The 18,672-nt window shown below is 68.5% G+C and carries 16 protein-coding genes; 8 read left to right on the top strand and 8 right to left on the bottom strand.

Translation table 11 applies throughout. From position 1 onward, the window contains the following. The first annotated feature begins 132 nt into the window (after positions 1 to 132). Positions 133 to 1,587 (top strand): circularly permuted type 2 ATP-grasp protein, encoded by a 1,455-nt coding sequence (locus tag J0A90_RS00700; protein WP_207037241.1) that lies wholly within the window; start codon positions 133 to 135, stop codon positions 1,585 to 1,587. Between the two features lie 3 nt (positions 1,588 to 1,590). After that, positions 1,591 to 2,577, top strand: a complete 987-nt coding sequence (locus J0A90_RS00695) for an alpha-E domain-containing protein (RefSeq protein ID WP_207037242.1) — start codon at positions 1,591 to 1,593, stop codon at positions 2,575 to 2,577. A gap of 9 nt (positions 2,578 to 2,586) precedes the next feature. Here the strand turns inward: J0A90_RS00695 and J0A90_RS00690 are convergent, their stop codons facing one another. From J0A90_RS00690 to J0A90_RS00680, 3 genes are all read right to left on the bottom strand, one after another. Further along, positions 2,587 to 3,654, bottom strand: a complete 1,068-nt coding sequence (locus tag J0A90_RS00690; RefSeq protein WP_207037243.1) for a putative zinc-binding metallopeptidase — start codon at positions 3,652 to 3,654, stop codon at positions 2,587 to 2,589. A 164-nt stretch (positions 3,655 to 3,818) separates the two neighbouring features. Continuing rightward, positions 3,819 to 4,241, bottom strand: coding sequence for a hypothetical protein (locus J0A90_RS00685; RefSeq protein WP_207037244.1), 423 nt, complete (start codon positions 4,239 to 4,241; stop codon positions 3,819 to 3,821). 181 nt (positions 4,242 to 4,422) lie between these two features. Continuing rightward, positions 4,423 to 5,028, bottom strand: coding sequence for a Yip1 family protein (locus tag J0A90_RS00680; protein WP_207037245.1), 606 nt, complete (start codon positions 5,026 to 5,028; stop codon positions 4,423 to 4,425). Between the two features lie 298 nt (positions 5,029 to 5,326). Here J0A90_RS00680 and J0A90_RS00675 point away from each other — a divergent pair, with 298 nt between their 5' ends. Further along, complete coding sequence (locus J0A90_RS00675) at positions 5,327 to 7,036, top strand: proline--tRNA ligase (protein ID WP_207037246.1); 1,710 nt, start codon at positions 5,327 to 5,329, stop codon at positions 7,034 to 7,036. Further along, on the top strand, positions 7,008 to 7,697 hold the full coding sequence (locus tag J0A90_RS00670) for a lytic transglycosylase domain-containing protein (protein ID WP_370635703.1): 690 nt from the start codon (positions 7,008 to 7,010) through the stop codon (positions 7,695 to 7,697). The genes J0A90_RS00675 and J0A90_RS00670 overlap by 29 nt, the downstream gene beginning before the upstream one ends. 22 nt (positions 7,698 to 7,719) lie before the next feature. On the opposite strand, the gene J0A90_RS00665 is transcribed toward J0A90_RS00670, so the two are convergent. Further along, entirely contained in the window at positions 7,720 to 8,229 is a 510-nt protein-coding gene (locus J0A90_RS00665; protein ID WP_207037297.1) for a peptidylprolyl isomerase, read from the bottom strand. Between the two features lie 131 nt (positions 8,230 to 8,360). Continuing rightward, positions 8,361 to 8,897 carry a transcription/translation regulatory transformer protein RfaH gene (gene rfaH, locus J0A90_RS00660; RefSeq protein WP_035469994.1) on the bottom strand — a complete coding sequence of 179 codons (537 nt, stop codon included), beginning with the start codon at positions 8,895 to 8,897 and terminating at the stop codon, positions 8,361 to 8,363. A 158-nt stretch (positions 8,898 to 9,055) separates the two neighbouring features. Between rfaH and J0A90_RS00655 the strand changes: the two genes are divergently transcribed. Beyond that, positions 9,056 to 10,420, top strand: a complete 1,365-nt coding sequence (locus J0A90_RS00655; RefSeq protein WP_207037247.1) for an MFS transporter — start codon at positions 9,056 to 9,058, stop codon at positions 10,418 to 10,420. A gap of 24 nt (positions 10,421 to 10,444) precedes the next feature. Here the strand turns inward: J0A90_RS00655 and J0A90_RS00650 are convergent, their stop codons facing one another. Beyond that, a complete protein-coding gene (locus tag J0A90_RS00650; RefSeq protein WP_207037248.1) occupies positions 10,445 to 12,286 on the bottom strand; it encodes an SEC-C domain-containing protein in 1,842 nt (613 codons plus the stop codon). Between the two features lie 143 nt (positions 12,287 to 12,429). On the opposite strand from J0A90_RS00650, the gene J0A90_RS00645 reads away from it, so the two are divergent. From J0A90_RS00645 to J0A90_RS00635, 3 genes are read left to right on the top strand one after another with little or no spacing between them, the layout of a single operon-like run. After that, entirely contained in the window at positions 12,430 to 14,328 is a 1,899-nt protein-coding gene (locus J0A90_RS00645) for a hypothetical protein (protein WP_207037249.1), read from the top strand. 7 nt (positions 14,329 to 14,335) lie between these two features. Further along, the gene (locus J0A90_RS00640; protein ID WP_207037250.1) at positions 14,336 to 16,363 is read left to right on the top strand and encodes a DNA topoisomerase III; all 2,028 of its coding nucleotides are present in this window, start codon (positions 14,336 to 14,338) and stop codon (positions 16,361 to 16,363) included. After that, a complete protein-coding gene (locus J0A90_RS00635; protein ID WP_207037251.1) occupies positions 16,360 to 17,238 on the top strand; it encodes a 2-dehydropantoate 2-reductase in 879 nt (292 codons plus the stop codon). The genes J0A90_RS00640 and J0A90_RS00635 overlap by 4 nt, the downstream gene beginning before the upstream one ends. A gap of 63 nt (positions 17,239 to 17,301) precedes the next feature. On the opposite strand, the gene J0A90_RS00630 is transcribed toward J0A90_RS00635, so the two are convergent. Both J0A90_RS00630 and J0A90_RS00625 read right to left on the bottom strand, forming a co-directional pair. Continuing rightward, entirely contained in the window at positions 17,302 to 17,631 is a 330-nt protein-coding gene (locus J0A90_RS00630; RefSeq protein WP_207037252.1) for a chaperone modulator CbpM, read from the bottom strand. Next, positions 17,628 to 18,614 carry a DnaJ C-terminal domain-containing protein gene (locus J0A90_RS00625; RefSeq protein WP_207037253.1) on the bottom strand — a complete coding sequence of 329 codons (987 nt, stop codon included), beginning with the start codon at positions 18,612 to 18,614 and terminating at the stop codon, positions 17,628 to 17,630. Before J0A90_RS00625 ends, J0A90_RS00630 begins: the two co-directional genes overlap by 4 nt. Positions 18,615 to 18,672: the final 58 nt, after the last annotated feature.

The raw sequence follows: 18,672 nt of genomic DNA, 5'->3' as shown, positions 1-18,672 counted from the left end.
CTCTTCGCCCCAGCCCATCCGTCGCAGGAGGCGACCTGGGCCGCCGGCGATCGAATCGCGCCCGGCAGCAAGCCATAACGCTACAACAACACGACGACCGGCCAGACCGATTCGCCGGCAGGAGCTTGAGCGATGGGCAATGTGGATTGGCAGCAGTATCCCGGCAAGCAATTCTACGACGAACTGATCGACGCCAACGGCGCGCCACGCGAAGCCGCGGCGCCGCTATGCGACATGCTGGAGAGTTTCACCCCGCGCGAGCTCAACGAACGCAAGCTGGCCGCCGAAGTGGCGATCCGCACCATGGGGATCACCTTCACCGTCTACTCCGAAGGCAGCACCATCGACCGCGCCTGGCCGTTCGACATCGTGCCGCGCATCATCCCCGCCAGCGAGTGGCGCGGTATCGAGGCTGGCCTGAAGCAGCGCGTCGATGCCCTCAACCTGTTCATCGACGACCTCTACCACGATCAGAAAGTGATCAAGGACGGCATCCTGCCCGGCGAGATTCTGGCCCAGTCGGTCAATTTTCGCCCCCAATGCCGCGGTATCGACCCACCCCACGGGATCTGGGCCCATATCTGCGGCTCCGACCTGGTGCGTGATGGCGACGGTACGGTCTACGTGCTCGAGGACAATCTGCGCGTCCCCTCCGGCGTCTCCTACATGCTCGAGAACCGCAACGTGACCAAGCGCGTGCTGCCGGAGCTATTCCAGACCGGGCGCATCCTGCCGGTGGATGACTATCCGGCGCAGCTCTACGACACCCTGGCCAGCCTCTCGCCGCGCCCCGGCGACGAGCCTCAGATCGTGGTCTTGACTCCCGGCATCTACAACTCCGCCTACTACGAGCACGCCTATCTGGCGCAGCAGATGGGGGTCGAACTGGTTCAGGGCTCCGACCTGATCGTCGACGACGAGGACGTGGTCTATATGCACACCGTCGACGGGCTCAAGCGAGTCGACGTGATCTATCGGCGGATCGACGATCTGTTCCTCGACCCGGAGGCGTTCCGCCCCGACTCGATGCTCGGCACGCCGGGCCTGCTGCGCGCCTGGCGCGCCGGCAAGGTGGCACTGGCCAACGCCCCAGGCGCCGGCGTCGCCGACGACAAGGTGGTCTATGCCTTCGTACCCAAGCTGATTCGCTACTACCTCGACCAGGAGGCGACGCTACCCAACGTGCCCAGCTACCTGTGCATGTTCGACGACGAGCGCCGCTACGTGCTCGAGCATCTCGACGAGCTGGTGGTCAAGCCGGCCAACGAATCCGGCGGCTACGGCATGCTGATCGGCCCACGCGCCACTGCCGAGGAGCGCGCTGCCTTCGCCGAGCGCATCCAGGCCGATCCGCGTAACTACATGGCACAGCCGACCCTGGCACTCTCCACCGCACCGACCCTGTTCGACGGCGCACCCGAGCCGCGCCACGTCGACCTGCGCCCGTTCATCCTCTCGGGGCCGGAGACCCACGTCACCATGGGCGGGCTGACCCGGGTGGCGCTGGTAAAGGATTCACTGGTAGTCAACTCCTCCCAGGGCGGGGGCAGCAAGGACACCTGGATCGTCGATACCGAGGAGGATTGAGCCATGCTGTCACGTGTCGCCGAAAACCTGTACTGGATGGCCCGCTACGTCGAACGCGCGGAGGACACCGCACGCCTGATCAGCGTCAACAGCAACCTGATGCTCGACATGCCGGCACGCGCTGCGCTGAGCTGGTCGACCCTGATCGACATCACCGGCAGCGAAGAGACCTTCGACGCGCTCTACAGCGAGCGTAGCGAGCGCAACGTCATCGACTTCCTGTGCCTGTCCCGCGAGCACACCGGTTCGATCCTCTCCTCCCTGGCCAACGCCCGCGAGAACCTGCGTACCACCCGCGACGTGGTACCGCGGGAGATCTGGGAGGAGATCAATCAGTGCTATCTGGAGATCCAGGAGCAGACCCAGAACGGGCTCAAGCCGCGTCACCGCGATGCCTTCCTCAAGAGCGTGGTACGCGCCTGCCAGACCCTCACCGGGCTGATCGAAGGCACCCTGAGCCACACCGAGGCGCGCACCTTTCTCTCGCTGGGGCGGCATCTGGAGCGCGCCGACATGACCACCCGGATCCTCGACGTGCGCTCGGACAACCTGTTGCCACGCAATCCCGAGGAGCTGATCCCGTTCGAGCACCTGCAGTGGATGAGCGTGCTCAAGTCGCTGACCGCCTACCAGATGTACCGCCAGGCGGTCAGGCTGCGGGTGCGCGGACCCGACGTGCTGCGCTTTCTGCTCCAGGATCACGACCTGCCGCGCTCGGTGCTGCGCAGCCTGGAGGAAGTGAGCTGGGAGCTGCAGACCCTGCCCAACCACGACCGGCCGCTGGCAGTGGCGACGCTGGTGCGCGCCGAGGTCGCCGAGGCCGACGTCCAGACCCTGGCCCGCGCCCCGGAGCAGTTGCACCAGCTCATCGACGAGTTCCAGATCGGCTTCAACAATCTGCACGAAGCGATCGCCAGCGCCTACTTCGTGGTGCGCCCGGTCAAGAGTGCCAGCACCCAGGAGCGCGACCTCGGCGACGACGACGATTGAGCCCCACCCTCACCCGCGCGGCGCCGTCGCCGCGCGGATCACCAGATCGTGGACATAGGCCAGCTTGTCGCGGATGGCCGGGGTGATGATCACCGGCACCACGTCGAGAAGTCCCATTTCACGATTGAGTTCGTTGAGCCCCATTCCAACCCGCTGGAAGGCCAGGATCATGGCATCGATGCCGCTCTCCGGAGCGGCTCGGGTCAGTCCCAGATCGCCGGCGGTGTCCAGCACCGAGACGACATCCTCGTAGAGCGAGAACGTCTCGGCGAAGTCCTCCCACGGATGCATGGTGGCGTAGGCCGAGACATGGCGCTCGCGCCAATCGGGCATCGGCCCCTCGGCGTAATAGCGCTCCAGCGCCTCGGCGTAGGTGGGCGTGTCGTGATCGCCGAACACGGCGCGGCAGGCCGCCTCGTCCTGCCCCTTGACCAGCAGATCCCAGTAGTAGTGGCCGATCTCGTGACGAAAGTGCCCGATCAGGGTGCGTAGAGGCTCGTTGAGGTCGACCCGCAGGCGCTCACGCTCGACGTCGTCGGCCTCCTTGAGGTTGATCGTGATCAGCCCCTCGGCGTGGCCGGTATAGACCTTGTCGCTGCCCTCGGCGCTGCGCCACAGGCCGGCATCGGGAAGCGCATCGGCCATGAACGCGAAACGCAGCGGCAGAGCCACGCCATCCTGAGGCGCCGGGTGCGGCAGGCCCATCAGGTCCAGGGTATAGAACAGCCGTCGCTTGGCCGCCTCCAGCGCCGCCCAGCGCTCGCGATGGCCCTCGATGGAGAGATCGGGAATCACCGTGTTGTGACGGCAGCAGTCGCACAGGCCGTGGTAGCGTGCCGCGTCCGCCGGCGTCAGCAGGCGGTTGCAGACATCGTGGTGAGCGTAGTTGAAGCACTTGACCAGGGTCGCGCCACAGGCCGGATTGGCGCAGCGATAGTCTACCCCCTGCGGGATCAGCGCGGTCACGCTCGAGCACACCGGACACCATCCGACCTCGGCATGGCACACGGTGCAGCGGGTATTATCGAAGAACAGCCGAGTCGGCGGCTGGCAGCAGTGACACTCGAAGGTGCGCATGCGCTCTCTCTCAAGACGGCGTCGAGCGCGGCGGCCAGCCCGGTTGGCGATTATCCGCCGCCCCAAACCGTGGCGGGGCAGCGTCGGAGCGCCGCCGCGCCCCTGCCTGAGAGCTTAGCAGAGCCCAGCCGCGCCAAACGTGACGCGGCTACCGATATCTACGCTCAGCGTGCGGCGAGATCGACCCGGGAGGCCTCGATCCAGGCCAGCGCCTGGCCCAGGTCCCGCGGGCGTTCGACCCGCACCACCTCGGCCTGCCAGCCCCGCGGCAGCCCGCGCGAGGCCAGCAGCGCATCGACCTGGGCGGTGTCGGCAGGGTCGTCGAGATGAGTGGCATCGATACCCGCCCCCGCCTCGCTGGGCAGATAGATGGTGTTGTTGGAGAAATCGATGGCGTAGGCGATCACGCCGGGCACGATGAAGAAGAGCAGCCCGACGCCGTCGGCGATGGCCACGCCGGGGTCGATACGCCCGGGCAGCTGGCCCTTGCGTTCGGGATAGAACAGCGTGCCGCAGCCGGCGAGCGACAGTGTCAGACAGACGATGAGCGCGGTGGCGACGGCGCGCCTGGGGTCGAGCAGTGACATCGTTGGAATCCTGCGGTGGAGATCGAGCGCTGACCTGTATAGATCGAGCGTTAACCTAAAGTAACGCGCTTTCGACGTCCACCGCCGGCCGGCACGAAAACGCCCGCCTATAGTGGCGGGCGTCTTGGGAGACAGGAGCCAGAAGCCAGAAGCAGGAGGCCAGCGTCTGGCGTCTTCCTACTCACACCAGCGCAGCGCCGTAGCTCCACAGCAGTACGGTCAGCGCCAGCAGCGCCTCCAGCACCAGGATACCGATCGCCAGCGCCGCACTGGAGGCGCGCAGGCCCTCGCCGCGGTCGATGCCGAGAAACGACGGCAGCCCGGCAAACAGCAGATAGGCGGTGTAGCAGAGACCGACGATACCCGCGAGCAGGCACAGCCAGACGATGGGATAGAGGGCGACGATACCGCTCAGAAACATCGGTGTCGCCATGTAGCCTGCAAACACCACGCAGCGGTTGAGGCTCGGCCGCGACGGATAGCGCCGGGCCAGCCAGTGCACCACGTTACCCATCAGCCAGACCGCAGCCAGAATCAGCGCATAGAAGATGATCGCGAGCAGGACCGCCGTGGAGGGCGCCACCTGCACGCGCTCCGCCAGGCCGGTTTCCGACGTGCCGAAGTGCCAACCCACCAGCGTGGTGCCGATGAACGAGCAGACGACGGGCACCGCCGCCAACAGCAGCACGTGATGGCCGTAGAGGTGGGAAACGGTCTCGTTCTCGCTGCTGATCTCCTGCCACTCGCGATTGGGATGCGTGAGAAGTCCCCAGACATGGTTGATCATGACGCGCCTCTCCACACCGCCGCGGGTCGCCAACGACGGCTTCCGTGAATGCCACCGCTCGCCCGGCGGGCGATGTCGGTCGCGACCCTGCCTTCACTATAGAAAAGAATTCGCCGAGCGGTAGCTAGACCTGTGGCTAGGCCGAACTCGCCTCGACGCCCAGGGATTTTACCCGGCCCCCTCCCCGTGGGCGGCTGCCATCTCTATACTGGCCGGCTCACGATCGACTCATCGCCGTGCCGCACCCGGCTCACCGCCGGTCCCGGACACCGCTGCTGAATACAGGAACGAACACGCCATGCGCGCCAGCCAACTACAGATCTCGACCCTCAAGGAAACGCCGGCGGATGCGGAAATCATCAGCCACCAGCTGATGCTGCGTGCCGGCATGATCCGCCGTCTGACCTCGGGGCTCTACACCTGGCTGCCGGTGGGCCTGCGTACCCTGCGCAAGGTCGAGCGCATCGTGCGCGAGGAGATGGATCTCGCTGGCGCCCAGGAGGTGCTGATGCCGGCGGTGCAGCCGGCCGAGCTGTGGCAGGAGTCCGGCCGCTGGGAGCAGTACGGCCCCGAACTGCTGCGTCTCAAGGATCGCCATCAGCGCGACTACTGCGTCGGCCCGACGCATGAAGAGGTGATCACTGATCTGGTGCGGCGCGAGCTGTCGAGCTACAAACAGTTGCCGACCAACTTCTATCAGATCCAGACCAAGTTCCGCGACGAGATCCGCCCGCGCTTCGGCGTCATGCGTTCGCGCGAGTTCATTATGAAGGATGCCTACTCCTTCGACGTCGACGAGGCCGGGCTGGCGCGCTCGTACCAGAAGATGTACGACGCCTACGTGCGCATCTTCACCCGCCTGGGGCTCGATTTCCGCGCGGTGCTCGCCGACAACGGCTCGATCGGCGGCACCGGCTCCCACGAGTTCCACGTCCTCGCCGACTCCGGTGAAGACGCGGTGATCTTCTCCACCGGCTCGGACTACGCCGCCAATATCGAGAAGGCCGAAGCCATGCCCCCGGTCGGCGCCGAGCGCGCGGCGCCGCAGGAGAGCCTGCGTCAGGTGCCCACCCCCGGCGTACGCACCATTGCGGCGCTGGTCGAAGGGTTCGACCTGCCGATCGAAAAGACGGTCAAGACCTTGATCGTGCACGGCGCCGAGGGTGGCCTGGTGGCCCTGATGGTGCGTGGTGACCATCAGCTCAACGAGATCAAGGCGGAGCACCTACCCCAGGTCAAGGCGCCGCTGACCATGGCCGAGGAGAGCGAGATTCGCGCCGCGGTGGGCGCCGGCCCCGGTTCGCTGGGCCCGGTGGGGCTGCCGATGCCGCTGATCGTCGACCGCAGCGTAGCCCTGATGAGCGATTTCGGCGCCGGTGCCAACATCGACGATCAGCACCTGTTCGGGATCAACTGGGAGCGCGATCTGCCGCTGCCCGAGGTTGCCGACCTGCGTAACGTGGTCGAAGGTGACCCCTCGCCGGACGGCCAGGGCACCCTCGCCATCACCCGCGGCATCGAGGTCGGCCACGTGTTCCAACTGGGCCAGAAGTACTCGCAGGCGATGAACGCCACCGTGCTGGGTGACAACGGCCAGCCCGCCACCCTGCACATGGGCTGCTACGGCATCGGCATCACCCGCGTGGTCGCCGCCGCCATCGAGCAGAATCACGACGCCGGCGGCATCATCTGGCCCGATGCCATCGCCCCGTTCCAACTGGCGATCGTGCCGATGAACGCGCACAAGTCAGAGCGCGTGCGCGATACTGCCGAGGCGCTCTACACCCGCCTCACCGCCGCGGGTATCGATGTGCTGCTCGACGACCGCGACCTGCGCCCCGGGGTCAAGTTCGCCGATCAGGAACTGATGGGTATCCCCCACCGCCTGGTGATCGGCGACCGCGGCCTGGACAACGGCGAGCTGGAGTACAAGGGGCGCCGCGACAGCGAAGTCACCATGGTCGCCGTCGAGGATCTCGATGCGTTCCTCGCTGAGCGCCTGGGCTGATCATCGCCTAACCCGGCGAGCCCTCGCCGGCACGCTGGCAGCGCTGCTGCTGGCGGCCGGCCCGCTGCCTGCCGCCGCGGCCCAGGCCGCGGCATCGCCTCCTTCCCGACTCGCCGCGCCCGCCGCGGACATCGACCCGGCGCACACACCGCCCGATCCGGCGCTGATCCAGGCGCTGGCACGGGCGATGGCCGCCGAACCCGACAGCGGCGATAACTTCGATGCCCAGGTGTGGCTGCTCGACATGCAGTCGCGCCTGGCCCGGCGTCACCCCACTGCCTACCCCGATCGCCAGGCGCGCTTGCGCCTGCTGCAGCGCATTTACGTCGAAGCGCGTCGCGTCGCCCTGCCACCGGCGCTGGTGCTGGCACTGATCGACGTCGAGAGTCGCTTTCACCCCGCGGCCCGCTCGGGCGCCGGGGCGCGCGGGCTGATGCAGGTGATGCCGTTCTGGAAGGCCGAGATCGGCCGCCCGGGGGACGATCTGGAGGACGCCGCCACCAATCTGCGCTACGGCTGTACCATCCTCGCCCACTATCTGGCCCGGGAGAACGGTGACTGGACCCGCGCCCTGGCCCGGTACAACGGCAGCCTTGGGCGCACCACCTATCCAGAGCGCGTGATGGCGGCGTGGTACCAGCGCTGGTGGGTAGTTCGCTGAGCGCCGCGCGAGCGGCGTCGGATCAGACCTGCTTGCGGTCCTCGACCTCGGTGTGCGAAGTGCCCGGCGGCAGCGGATGCCCCTTGACCCGCTCGGCACGGGTGGCCTCGCGCACCTCAAGGATCTCGATCTCGTAGCTCAGCGTCTGGCCGGCCAGCGGATGATTGGCGTCCACGGTGACGCTGTCGGCGCCGGCGGCGATCACCGTCACCGTATGCGGCCCCTCCGGCCCCTGGGCCTGGAAGCGCGCGCCCGCCTGCAGCGGCTGGTCGGCGGGAAAGGCGCTACGCGCGGTCTCGCTGACCAGCGCTTCGTCGCGCTCGCCATAGCTCTGCGCCGGGCTCAGCGTCACACGCATCTGCGCGCCGGGCGCGGCATCCGCCAAGTGCGCTTCGAGCGCCGCGAACAGGTTACCGTGGCCGTGCAGATAGCTCAGCGGCTGCTGGCGCGCGCGGGAGTCATCGAGGGTGCGCCCGTCGGCATCGCTCAAGCGGTAGTGCAGCGTGGCGACACGTCCGGGGGTGATGGTCATTGCCGTCATGGGTCGTTCCTGAAAGTCGTGGCTGAAGATCGTTCCTGGAAAGAGAGAATATCGGCGGCTTTGCTTGCCAACCCTGGGGTTTGTACGACAAGTCAGCGAGCGCAGTCCTTTTCAGCCAGTGCCTAGGAAACCGGCTTGCGCAGCGCCTCCACTGGCAGCTCCAGCCGCTGGGTCTGCTGCAGCAGGTTGAGCAGCACGATGGCGCGCTCCTCGCCCTTCTGGGCGTCGAATATCGCCTGCAGGGCGCGAAACGGCCCGTCGGTGATCTCGACCAGGTCGCCACGCCGGTAGTAGACATTGGCGCGCTCGCGGCTGGTATCCGCAGCGACACGGTCGCGCAGGGTCGCGATCAGTGCATCCTGCACCGCCACCGGCTCGTGGCCGAAGCCGACCAGCCGCAGCACGCCACGGGTGGAGCGAATCGGGCGCCAGTTGCTGGCGAGGCGGTCGAGGCGAATGAACAGATAGTGGGGAAACAGCGGCTCGGCTACCCAGACCAGCTTGCCGCGGCGGCGCTTCTGGACTTCCAGCACCGGGTGGAACACCTCGTAGCCCTGGTTGTCCAGATGTTCGCTGGCGCGAAACGACTCACCACCCTTGCACTGGATCACATACCAGCGAGGCAGCGCGTCACCGTCGTTCGTCGACTCCGTGGTCATGCTCGTCTTCCTGATCGCGATCATAATCCCGTGGCGTGCCCGGGCAGGGAAGCGTGGTCATCAGATCCCCCGCGCCAGACGCGACACGATCGGCTAGAGTAGCATTTTTCGCGTCACCACGTCCGCCCGCGACGCGGCGGACCCTGTCTGGAGGTTGCATGCAACGCGAGCCACGCGACTGGCTGACATCGTGCCGGGTCTATCTGCGCGCCCCGGTCATCACCCTGCTGTTTCTGGGGTTTTCCGCGGGCCTGCCCTATCTCCTGGTGTTCTCCACCCTGACCGCCTGGCTCGAGGACAGCGGCGTCGATGTCGCCGCCATCGGCTTCTTCAGCTGGATCGGCATGCTCTACTCGATCAAGCTGTTCTGGGCGCCGATCGTCGACCGCGTGCGCCTGCCGCTGCTGGGGCGTGCCCTCGGCCAGCGGCGTAGCTGGATGCTGCTGGGGCAGGCGCTGATCGCCGCCGGGCTGTTCGGGCTCTCCGGGGTCGATCCGCTGGGACATCTGCCGCTGGTCGCCGCCTTTGCCCTGCTCACCGCCTTCGGCGCGGCGACTCAGGATATCGTCATCGACGCCTACCGCATCGAATCCGGCGAGGCCGAGATCCAGGCGGCGATGGCATCGACCTATATCATCGGCTACCGCATCGGCATCGTGGTCGCCGGCGCCGGGGCGCTGTATATCGCCGACGCCGCGTCCTGGTCGGTGGCCTATCTGAGCATGGCCGCGCTGGTCGGCATCGGCATGCTCACGGTGCTGCTGCGTCCCGAGCCGCCGCGCCAGCAGGGGCTGGGCCGGGTCCTGTTCCATCCACGGGTCAGGCGCTTTTTGCGCGCCGGCGCTTCGCGCCCCGAGTGGCAGCGCCGCGCCGGGGTATGGCTGATCGCCGCCGTGGCTTGTCCGGTGGCGGACTTCTTCCAGCGTTACGCGCGCCTGGCCTTCGCCCTGCTGCTGTTCGTGGCAATCTACCGCATCGGCGACATCGTGATGGCGGCGATGGCCAACCCGCTCTACCTGAGTCTGGGCTTCACCAAGAGCGAGATCGCCAGCGTGACCAAGGTGTTCGGCGTCGCCATGACCATTGGCGGTGGCGTGCTCGGCGGGCTGCTGGTGGTGCGCTACGGCCTGGCACGCATGCTGGTGATCGGCGGTATCGCGGTGGCGCTGACCAACATGGCGTTCGCGGTGCTGGCTCTGGGCGGAAAGAGCCTGCCGCTGCTGGTACTCACCATCACCGGCGACAACCTCGCCAACGGCCTCGCCAGCACGGTGTTCATCGCCTTCCTGTCGAGCCTCACCTCACGCGCCTACACCGCGACTCAGTACGCACTGTTCTCGTCGCTGATGACGCTGCCGGGCAAGTTCATCGGCGGCTTTTCGGGGGTTGCCGTGGCCCACCTGGGCTTCGCCCCCTTTTTCGTGCTGAGCGGGCTGCTCGGAGTCCCGGCGATCGCCCTGGCCTGGTGGCTGGGCCGGCGCCTGCCGGCACTCGGCGGGGCACGCGACACGCCGGCGCGCTGAAGCGGCGGCCGGCCTCCTCGGCGATCACTGACTGCGGCGGCCCTCGCCGGCGCGCGCGCAGGGCTGACGCGAGAGCCACTCCAGCGCGCCGTCCGAGGCCGCCCATTGATCGCGCATCAGTTGGCGGTATTGCCACGCCTCGGCGCGGGTGCCAGGCTCAGGCATATCGACGCTCAAGCGCGCCGGGCGCGGGCGATCCTCGCACAGTACGCGCACGATATAGGGGTTGGCGGCACACACCTCACCGAGTACCGCACGCGCATCGTCATGCCGCGCCAGACGGTAGAGCGCCAGCACCCGCCCCATCTGCACACCCAGCATGTCGGCGCCTTCCGGTCCGGCCTCGCTCACCGCCAGCGCCTGGTCGTCGTTGCCCTCACGCAGCAGCTGATCGATCACCAGCTCGCGCAGGCCCAGGCTATCCTCGGCGTCCAGCGCTAAAAGCCGCTGCGCCAGCGCCCGCGCCTGGGGCCCGGCGCCACGCTCCATACCGATCACCAGCGCCAGGCCGGTGCGCAGCAGCGTGGCGTTGTCAGCGTCGTGCCAGGAGAAGGTGCCGCCGGCATCCTCGAGCTGGGTCAGCCAGGCGCCGTAGCGCTCGGCCAAAGGGGTGAAGAAGGTATCGACCATCCATGGCAGGCTGCCGAAGCGGCTCGCCAGCGCCAGGGTCAATGCCTGCATCACCTTGGGCGCGCCGAGCCACTCGGGGTTGGCACACAGCCCTTGAAGCCACTGCGGCGCAGTGACCCAGGGGTCACCGAGGAATCCGAGCGCGGCGTCCTCGTCGATCTCGATCTCACAGGCTTCGATCCAGCCAGCGTAGAGTGATGCCTCGCGCCGGCTGGGCTCGTAGAGCAGCGCCCCCTCCGGCGAACGCGACAGCACCAGCCGCGGCGGCCGCTGCTGAGTGTGCAGCAGCGCCTGCAGCGCGGTCAGCGGCCCGGCCAGTGCCTCCTCGGAGTTGATCACCTGTTCGGCGAGGGTCGACTCGGGGTCGTCGGCCAGCTCGGCGATGAAGTCGAGCTGATCGGGGTCGGCCTGGTGTTGGCGTGCCAGCCGCCGCCACCAGAACGCCGCGCGTTGGCGCGCCTTGCCCACGTTGCCCTCATGCAGCAGCACCATGGCTTCGATATAGGCCAGCGACGGCGAGTCCGGCAGAGTGCGCTGGGCGCTCTGGAACGCCTCGCGGGCACTGGCCAGGTCTCCGCTGTCGAGATGCATCAGACACAGTCGCTCGTAGGCCGCGGCGCGCAGGAAATCGGGGCCACTGGCGATGACGCGTTCGATCAGCGTCGTGCGCTTGCGCAGGAAGCCGCGCTCCTGATAGAGGTCGATCAGGATCTCGAAGGCCGGCTCGATCTGCTCGGCCAGCGCCTGCCAGTCACGCTCGCCGGCGAACAGCGACTCGAGAATCTGCTGGGCGCGGCCGTTGTTGCCGCTTTCGGCGGATACGATACCCGCTTCGAGCAGCGCCTGCGCCGGCGCCTTGCGGCTCTCCAGCGCGGCCTTCAGCGTCTCGCCGCGCCATTCACGCAGCGACAGCATCCACATCAGATGCGCCGGCACCCCACTCGGCAGGCTCACCCGCCGACAGCAGTCGCGGTAAGCGCGCCCCGAATCGCACCAGCAGGGTTCATCGGGCCTGGGCTCGGCCAGCGGTTCGCAGTCGAATTGGCGCCGCACCAGCGGCGTCTGGTTCCAGATGATCGGCGCCAGCGCCTGTGCCATGTCCAGACTGCCGCCGCAATGCTCGGCGCCCTGCGTGCGCGCCCATGCCATCAGTGCCGGGTAGTGTTCGTTGTCGCGAATTGTCTCGAGGGCGCCGCTGGCATAGCCCAGCAGCTGTTCGACCCAAGCAGTCAGCATGGCGTTCCTCCGTCCGGTTGGCCCCATCCTAGCATGCTCGGCAACAGCGCTGGCGAGGCTCGACCTGGGGTGCTAAGTTAGCCGCCGCCCGCTGTGTCCGCCGCTGTTTGCAAGGAGCAAGCTTGCTCTCGTTGATTCCCCCCATGCTTCGCCGCCGATCCCACGCCACCGCCAGCGACACCCCCCAGGTGCGCCTGGAGCGTGAAGGGCGCGACGAGATCCGCCGTATCACCGCCGCGGTGGAAAAAGTGCCGTGGACCGTGAGCCTGCTGCAGATCCTCTGGACCGCCGGTCCGGTGACCCTGCTCGGCGCCTGGGGCGGCTATCTGCTCGGCTACGGCAAGGCGCCGACGATCGAGAACTACATCTTCTTCATCTCGTTCACGGTCATCACCGGCATCTTCGGCGTACTCGCCAACCTGACCCATCACCTGACCCGCGGGCGACGCGTCGAGCGCACCTCGCAGCGCATCGAGCGGGTGATCAAGACCCTGCCGGAACTGCTGCTGGCGACGCGCAACCTGATCGTCGAGAGCCTCGACGGCGACGCCCGTCGCCGCGAGGCCGCGGCCATGCTGCTGCGCAAGCAGGACCTGTCGCCGGCGGGCGTCGAGCTGGCCGCGCTGGAGCTGCTCGACGACCCCGAAAGCGCGCGCCTGATCGGCCAGATCGAGGTCTACCGCCGGGTCGGCCTGCACGCCCGTATCAGCGATCTCTTCACGACCTACCGCGAGCGTATCGAACCGCAGTTCGGCGAGCTGTTCGACCTCGCGCCCCAGGCCATCACCCTGCTGCGCGAGCGCTTCGAGGGGCACGCCCCCGACCCGCGCTATGGCGTAGCGCGGGACGAGAACTTCATCGAACGCGTGATGGCGGCGATCGAGAACGACAACGACCTGCTGATGACGCTGCAGGACGTCGAGGAGATGGTGATTCTGGCCTTCGAACTGATCAGCGGCCGCCAGATCCCGGTGCTCTCGTTCGAGTACCGCGGGCGCTGGAAGCTGGCGCGCGCCTTCGACAACCTCGAGGAGGCGCGCGCCCGCCACCGCATCGCCCAGGCCACCGGGCTCTCGCGACTCAAGGCGCTCAACACCTATCTCACCGAACGCTCCGCCACGCCGCTGGCCGAGAGCGTCTCCGGCCAGCGCGCCGATGCCCTGCTCGCCCACAGCGTGGCGGCGATCGACGACCTCAGCGCGCGTATCGACGCCCAGGTGCGGGCGATCCAGAACGGGCGTAAGGAGGAGCGCCAGACGCTGCGCGACAACGCCGAGGTGCTGACCAACGCGATCAAGCTCTACAAGAGCGTCTCCAGCGCCTACGAGTCGGTCGGGCGCAGCCATGCTCACCGCCTGCGCATGGCCGAGCGCTGGGAAGCGCTCAGCGCCAACCTCTCCGACAGCACCACCCGCCTGCGGTTGGGGCCGGGGCGGCGCGGTCTGCGCATTCGCGAGAGCAAGATCGCCCTCGACGACGAGGCCAAGGCAGAGGTGTGCAAGCTGCTCGGCCGCTATATGGAGAAGGCCAACATCGGCACCTTCCGCGATCGCCTGCGCCAGGCCGAGCGCGACACCCAGCTGAGCGTCGGCGTCGATACCGCCAAGCGTGTGGCAGTGGAGATCTTCCTCGCTCTGGAGCCCCACGTGCAGCTATCGCGCCCGGCGGTACAGCGCGCCATCAACAGCTCCAACGCGGCCGACTTCGGCCAGCTCGAACCCAACCTCTCGGCCGCGGCCAAGGCGGCCATGGGCTCGGCGATGGTACGCGAGATCGAGACCGACCTGTCGCGTACCGCCGAGTCCCTGGCATTGGCGCTGGTGCGTCACTATCGGGTGGCGCTGGAACCGGAGGCGATGGCCTTTCTGCAGCGCCAGTACGGTGCCCGCGAGGCCACCCTGACGATGCTCACCAACGTCAATCTGGAGCGCAGCGAAACGCCCAACGTCAGCTATCTGAGCATGGCGCCACCGGCGGTGGGCACACCGCACCGCCAGTGGTACCGCGCCCTGGTACGCGCCCGCCGGCACCTGGAGAAGTGAACCGCGCATGCGTCTGATCGTCGCCGAAAAGCCCAGCCTGGCCCGGGCCATCGCCGCGGCCCTGCCCGCCCCGGCGGTACGCCGCGAAGGCTATCTGGAAGCCGGGGATACCTGCGTCAGCTGGTGTCTGGGCCATCTGCTGGAACAGGCCCCGCCGGAGGCCTACGACCCCCGCTACCAGCAGTGGCGGCTCGACGACCTGCCCATCGTGCCGGGCCGCTGGCAGCTGGTACCGCGCCCCCAGGCCCGTGGTCAGCTCGCGGTGCTGCGCAAACTGCTCAAGCGCGCCACCAGCGTGGTCCACGCCGGCGACCCCGACCGCGAGGGCCAGCTGCTGGTGCAGGAGGCGCTCGATTACCTGGGCTGGCGCGGCCCGCTGCAGCGCCTGCTGGTACAGGATCTCAACCGCCCGGCGGTGGCCAAGGCGCTGGCCCGGCTCGAGGACAACCAGCGCTATCAGCCGCTGTTCGCCGCCGCCGAGGCGCGCTCGCGGGCGGACTGGCTGTATGGCATCAACCTGACCCGGGCGTGGACGCTGATCGGCCGCCAGGCGGGTTACGACGGCCTGCTCTCGGTGGGCCGGGTGCAGACCCCGGTACTCGGGCTAGTGGTGCGCCGCGACCGGGAGATCGCCGCTTTCGAACCCTATCCGTTCTATCCACTATGGGCAGACCTCGCGGTCGCCGCCGGCGAGCTGCGCGCCTGGTGGCTGCCCGGCGAGAACCAGCCGCTGGATGCCCAGAGCCGCCTGCTCGACCCGCGTCCCGCTCAGGCCCTGGCCGCGCGCCTGCCCGGCAGTCAGGGCCGGCTGGCGACGCTGGAGCAGCGCCGCCAGCGCCAGGCGGCGCCCCTGCCCTACTCGCTCTCGGCGCTGCAGGTGGACGCCGCGCGGCGTTTCGGGCTCTCCGCCAAGCGGGTGCTGGACGTGTGTCAGGCGCTCTACGAGCGGCACCAGCTGATCACCTACCCGCGCTCGGACTGCCGCTATCTGCCGGCGGCTCACCACGGCGAGGCGGCACGCACCCTGGCGAGCGCCTGCCAGCACGATGCGACACTCACACAGTGGGTGCGCGGGGCCGACTTCACCCGGCGCTCCAAAGCCTGGGACGATGCCAAGGTCGGCGCTCACCACGCCCTGGCGCCGAGCGGTCGCCCGGCCGATGTCGAACGCCTGACCCGCGACGAAGCCAATCTGTTCCGGCTCATCGCGCGTAACGTGCTGGCGCAGTTCTACCCGCCGCTGGAGACCTTCGAGACCCGAGCGCTGTTCGAGATTCTCGACGAGCGTTTCCAGGCCAAGGGGCGCGAAATCCTCGAGCCGGGCTGGAAGCCGCTGTTCACCACCCGCGACGACGTACCTACGCTGCCCGCGCTGCACCAGGGCGAGACGGCCCGCGTGCTGGGCGCCGAGGTCGAAAGCCGCGAGACGCGCCCGCCAGAGCCGTTCACCGATGCCAGTCTAATCAAGGCGATGATGAACATCGCACGCTACGTCGATGATCCCGAGGTCAAGCGCACCCTGCGCGAGACCGACGGCCTGGGTACCGAGGCGACGCGGGCCGGCATCATCGAGACCCTGCTCACCCGCGGCTATCTGGTGCGCGAGGCCAAGGCGCTGCGCGCTTCGCGGACTGGTCACGCCCTGATCGATTCGCTGCCGCCGGCGGCCTCGCAGCCGGAACGCACCGCACTGTGGGAGCAGCGTCTGACCCGCATCGCCGAGGGCAATGCCGCGGCGCAGCCTTTCGTCGACGCCCTGCTCACGGACCTGCGCCAGCTGCTCGGTCAGGCCAGTGCGGGCAAGCTCGACCAGGCGCTCAAGGCGGCACGCCAGAGCGCCGCACCAGAGGCCGCCAAACCGGCTCGCGGCAAACGCCACACGGCCAAGCGCGGCAGCGGCGGGCAGTCGCGTCGGCGTAGCGGCACCAAGAGCAGTACTGGCACCCAGAGCAGTACCGACACAAAGAGCGGCACGGGCACCACCCGCAAGCCGCGTAGCCGCCGCGGCAGCCGCACCCAGGGGTCCGGCTCGTGACGTCGGGGCCCTGGCTGGTACTCGGCGCGGGGGCGCTGGGGCAACTGTTCGCGGCGCGCCTCGCCGCGGCGAGCGATAGCGGGCAGATCATGCTGCGCGGGCGCCAGGGGGCGGTGAATCAGGTACACCTGCAGACGGCCGACGGCAACTGGCAGACTCGGACGCTAACGCCCTCCGCGGCGGCGCCGGCGCTGGTGATCGTCGCCACCAAGGCGTTCGATGCCGAGCAGGCGCTAGCGCAGGCCCGGCTGGCACCGGCTACTCCGCTGCTGCTGTTGCAGAATGGCTTCAGCGTCCAGCCGCGTCTGAGCAGAGAGTGGCCGGGCCCGGTGCTGTGCGCGGCGACCACCGAAGCGGCCTATCGCCGGCCGCTGCCGGCAACCGGGGTGGTCCACGCAGCAGCCGGCCACACCTGGCTCGGCGATCTGGCCGGAGAGCATCGCGCCATGGCGGCCGCGGTCGCCGCGACCCTCACCCGCGCAGGCCTGGCAGCCAGCGCCTGCGACGACATCGATGAGAAGCTGTGGCACAAGCTGGCGGTCAACGCCGTGATCAATACGCTGACGGCACGCCATCGGGTACTCAATGGTGCCCTCGCCGAGCCGCCGCTCCGCGCCGAGGTCGCAGCGCTGTGCGCGGAGATCGCGCAGCTGATGGCGGCAGCACAGATAGCGCCCCCGGCCGCGGGGTGGCAGGGATGGGTCAGCGCGGTGATCGAGGCCACCGCTGGCAACCGTTCGTCGATGCTCCAGGACGTGCTGGCCGGGCGTCGCACCGAGCGCGACGCCATTCTCGCGCCACTGCTAGCGCTCGCCGATACCCACGCCCTCGCGGTACCTGGGCTGCGCGCCTGCTATCACGCCACCCCAGGCTGACCGCCGGGGCCCCCGGGGCGCGGCGGCCATACACGTAGAGTGGCCCTGACGCTGAGCGGGGGCTCAGCCCGGGCCGCCATCGAGGCGCCGGCGCAGCGTCTCTAGCTCTTCCATCAGCTCCAGGGCGAGCGCGGCACCCGCCAGGTTGACCCCCAGGTCGCGCTGCAGGCGTCGGACCGTGCGCACGCGGGCCAGGCTGCTGCCGTAGAAGCGCCACTGCTCACGCTGGCGCCCAGCGGGCGTGAGAATGCCCTCGTCGACCAGCTCGATCACCCACTCGGCGTGCACGGTGCAGCTACGGCAAAGCTCGCCCAGGGTCAGCAGCGGACGCTCGTCGAGGTTGTCCCCCTCGAGCACCGAGTCGGCATCGGCAGATGAGAGATGTCGCGTCATGATCCGTTACCTCCCAGGTCGGCACGGGGGTCGAAAGCGCTGGCCTCGGCCAGTTGGCGATAGGCGGCCGCCACCGCCTCACTGTCGGCCGGCGGTGTCACCAGCGTCAGATCGACGTAGAGATCGCCGGGCGGCGTGCCGGGAATGCCTCGCCCCTTGAGGCGTAGACGGCGCCCGCCGCGGGAACCGGCAGGCACCTTGAGGGTCACCTCGCCGCCCGGCGTCGGCAGCGACAGCGTGGTGCCCAGCGCCGCCTCCCACGGCGCCACTGGTAGCGTCATGGCGACGTCACGTCCCTCGACCCGATAGCGCGGATGCGGGCGGAACTCCACCTCCAGATAGAGATCGCCGGCGGCGGCGCCGTTGGCGCCAGGACCACCCTGCCCGGCGAGGCGGATGCGCTGCCCCGCCTTGACGCCCTTGGGGATCCGCACCTTGAGCGTGCGCTCGCGCGGGCGCAGATGCCCCTGCGGGTCGAACTCGGCGCGCTGCAGCGACAACGTGCGCGTGGCCCCCTGATAGGCATCCTCCAGCTCGATCAACACCTTGGCGTGGTGGTCCTCGCCGTGCAGCGCGTGCCCGTGGGCCCGACCACCGCGCTCGAAACCGCCCGCGGCGTCGAAGCCTGAGAATCCGCCCCTGGCGCCACGGCGGCCGAACAGCGTCTCGAAGAAGTCGCTGAAATCGGCACTCTCACCATGGGTATAGCCGCCGCCGCTGAACTCGAAGCCGGCATCCCAGTCGGGCGGCGCCTCGAATCGTTCGCCTTCACGCCCACCGAGACCATCATAGGCGGCGCGCTTCTCCGGATCCTTGAGCACCTCGTAGGCTTCGCCCAGCGCCTTGAAGCGCGCCTCAGCGTCGGCCTCGTGGCTGACATCGGGATGATACTTGCGCGCCAGCTTGCGATAGGCGCGCTTGATCTCCTCCTGGGTGGCGTCGCGCTCGACGCCGAGTACCGCATAGTAGTCCTTGAACTCCATCGGCGATCTCCCTTTGCCCAGCCCACGGGGCGATCACCTCGCCCCGGCCCGACGCCAC

Source organism: Salinicola sp. DM10 (assembly GCF_017306975.2).
In the GTDB taxonomy this organism is placed as follows: domain Bacteria; phylum Pseudomonadota; class Gammaproteobacteria; order Pseudomonadales; family Halomonadaceae; genus Salinicola.
This window is presented reverse-complemented; position numbering and strand designations above follow the sequence as displayed.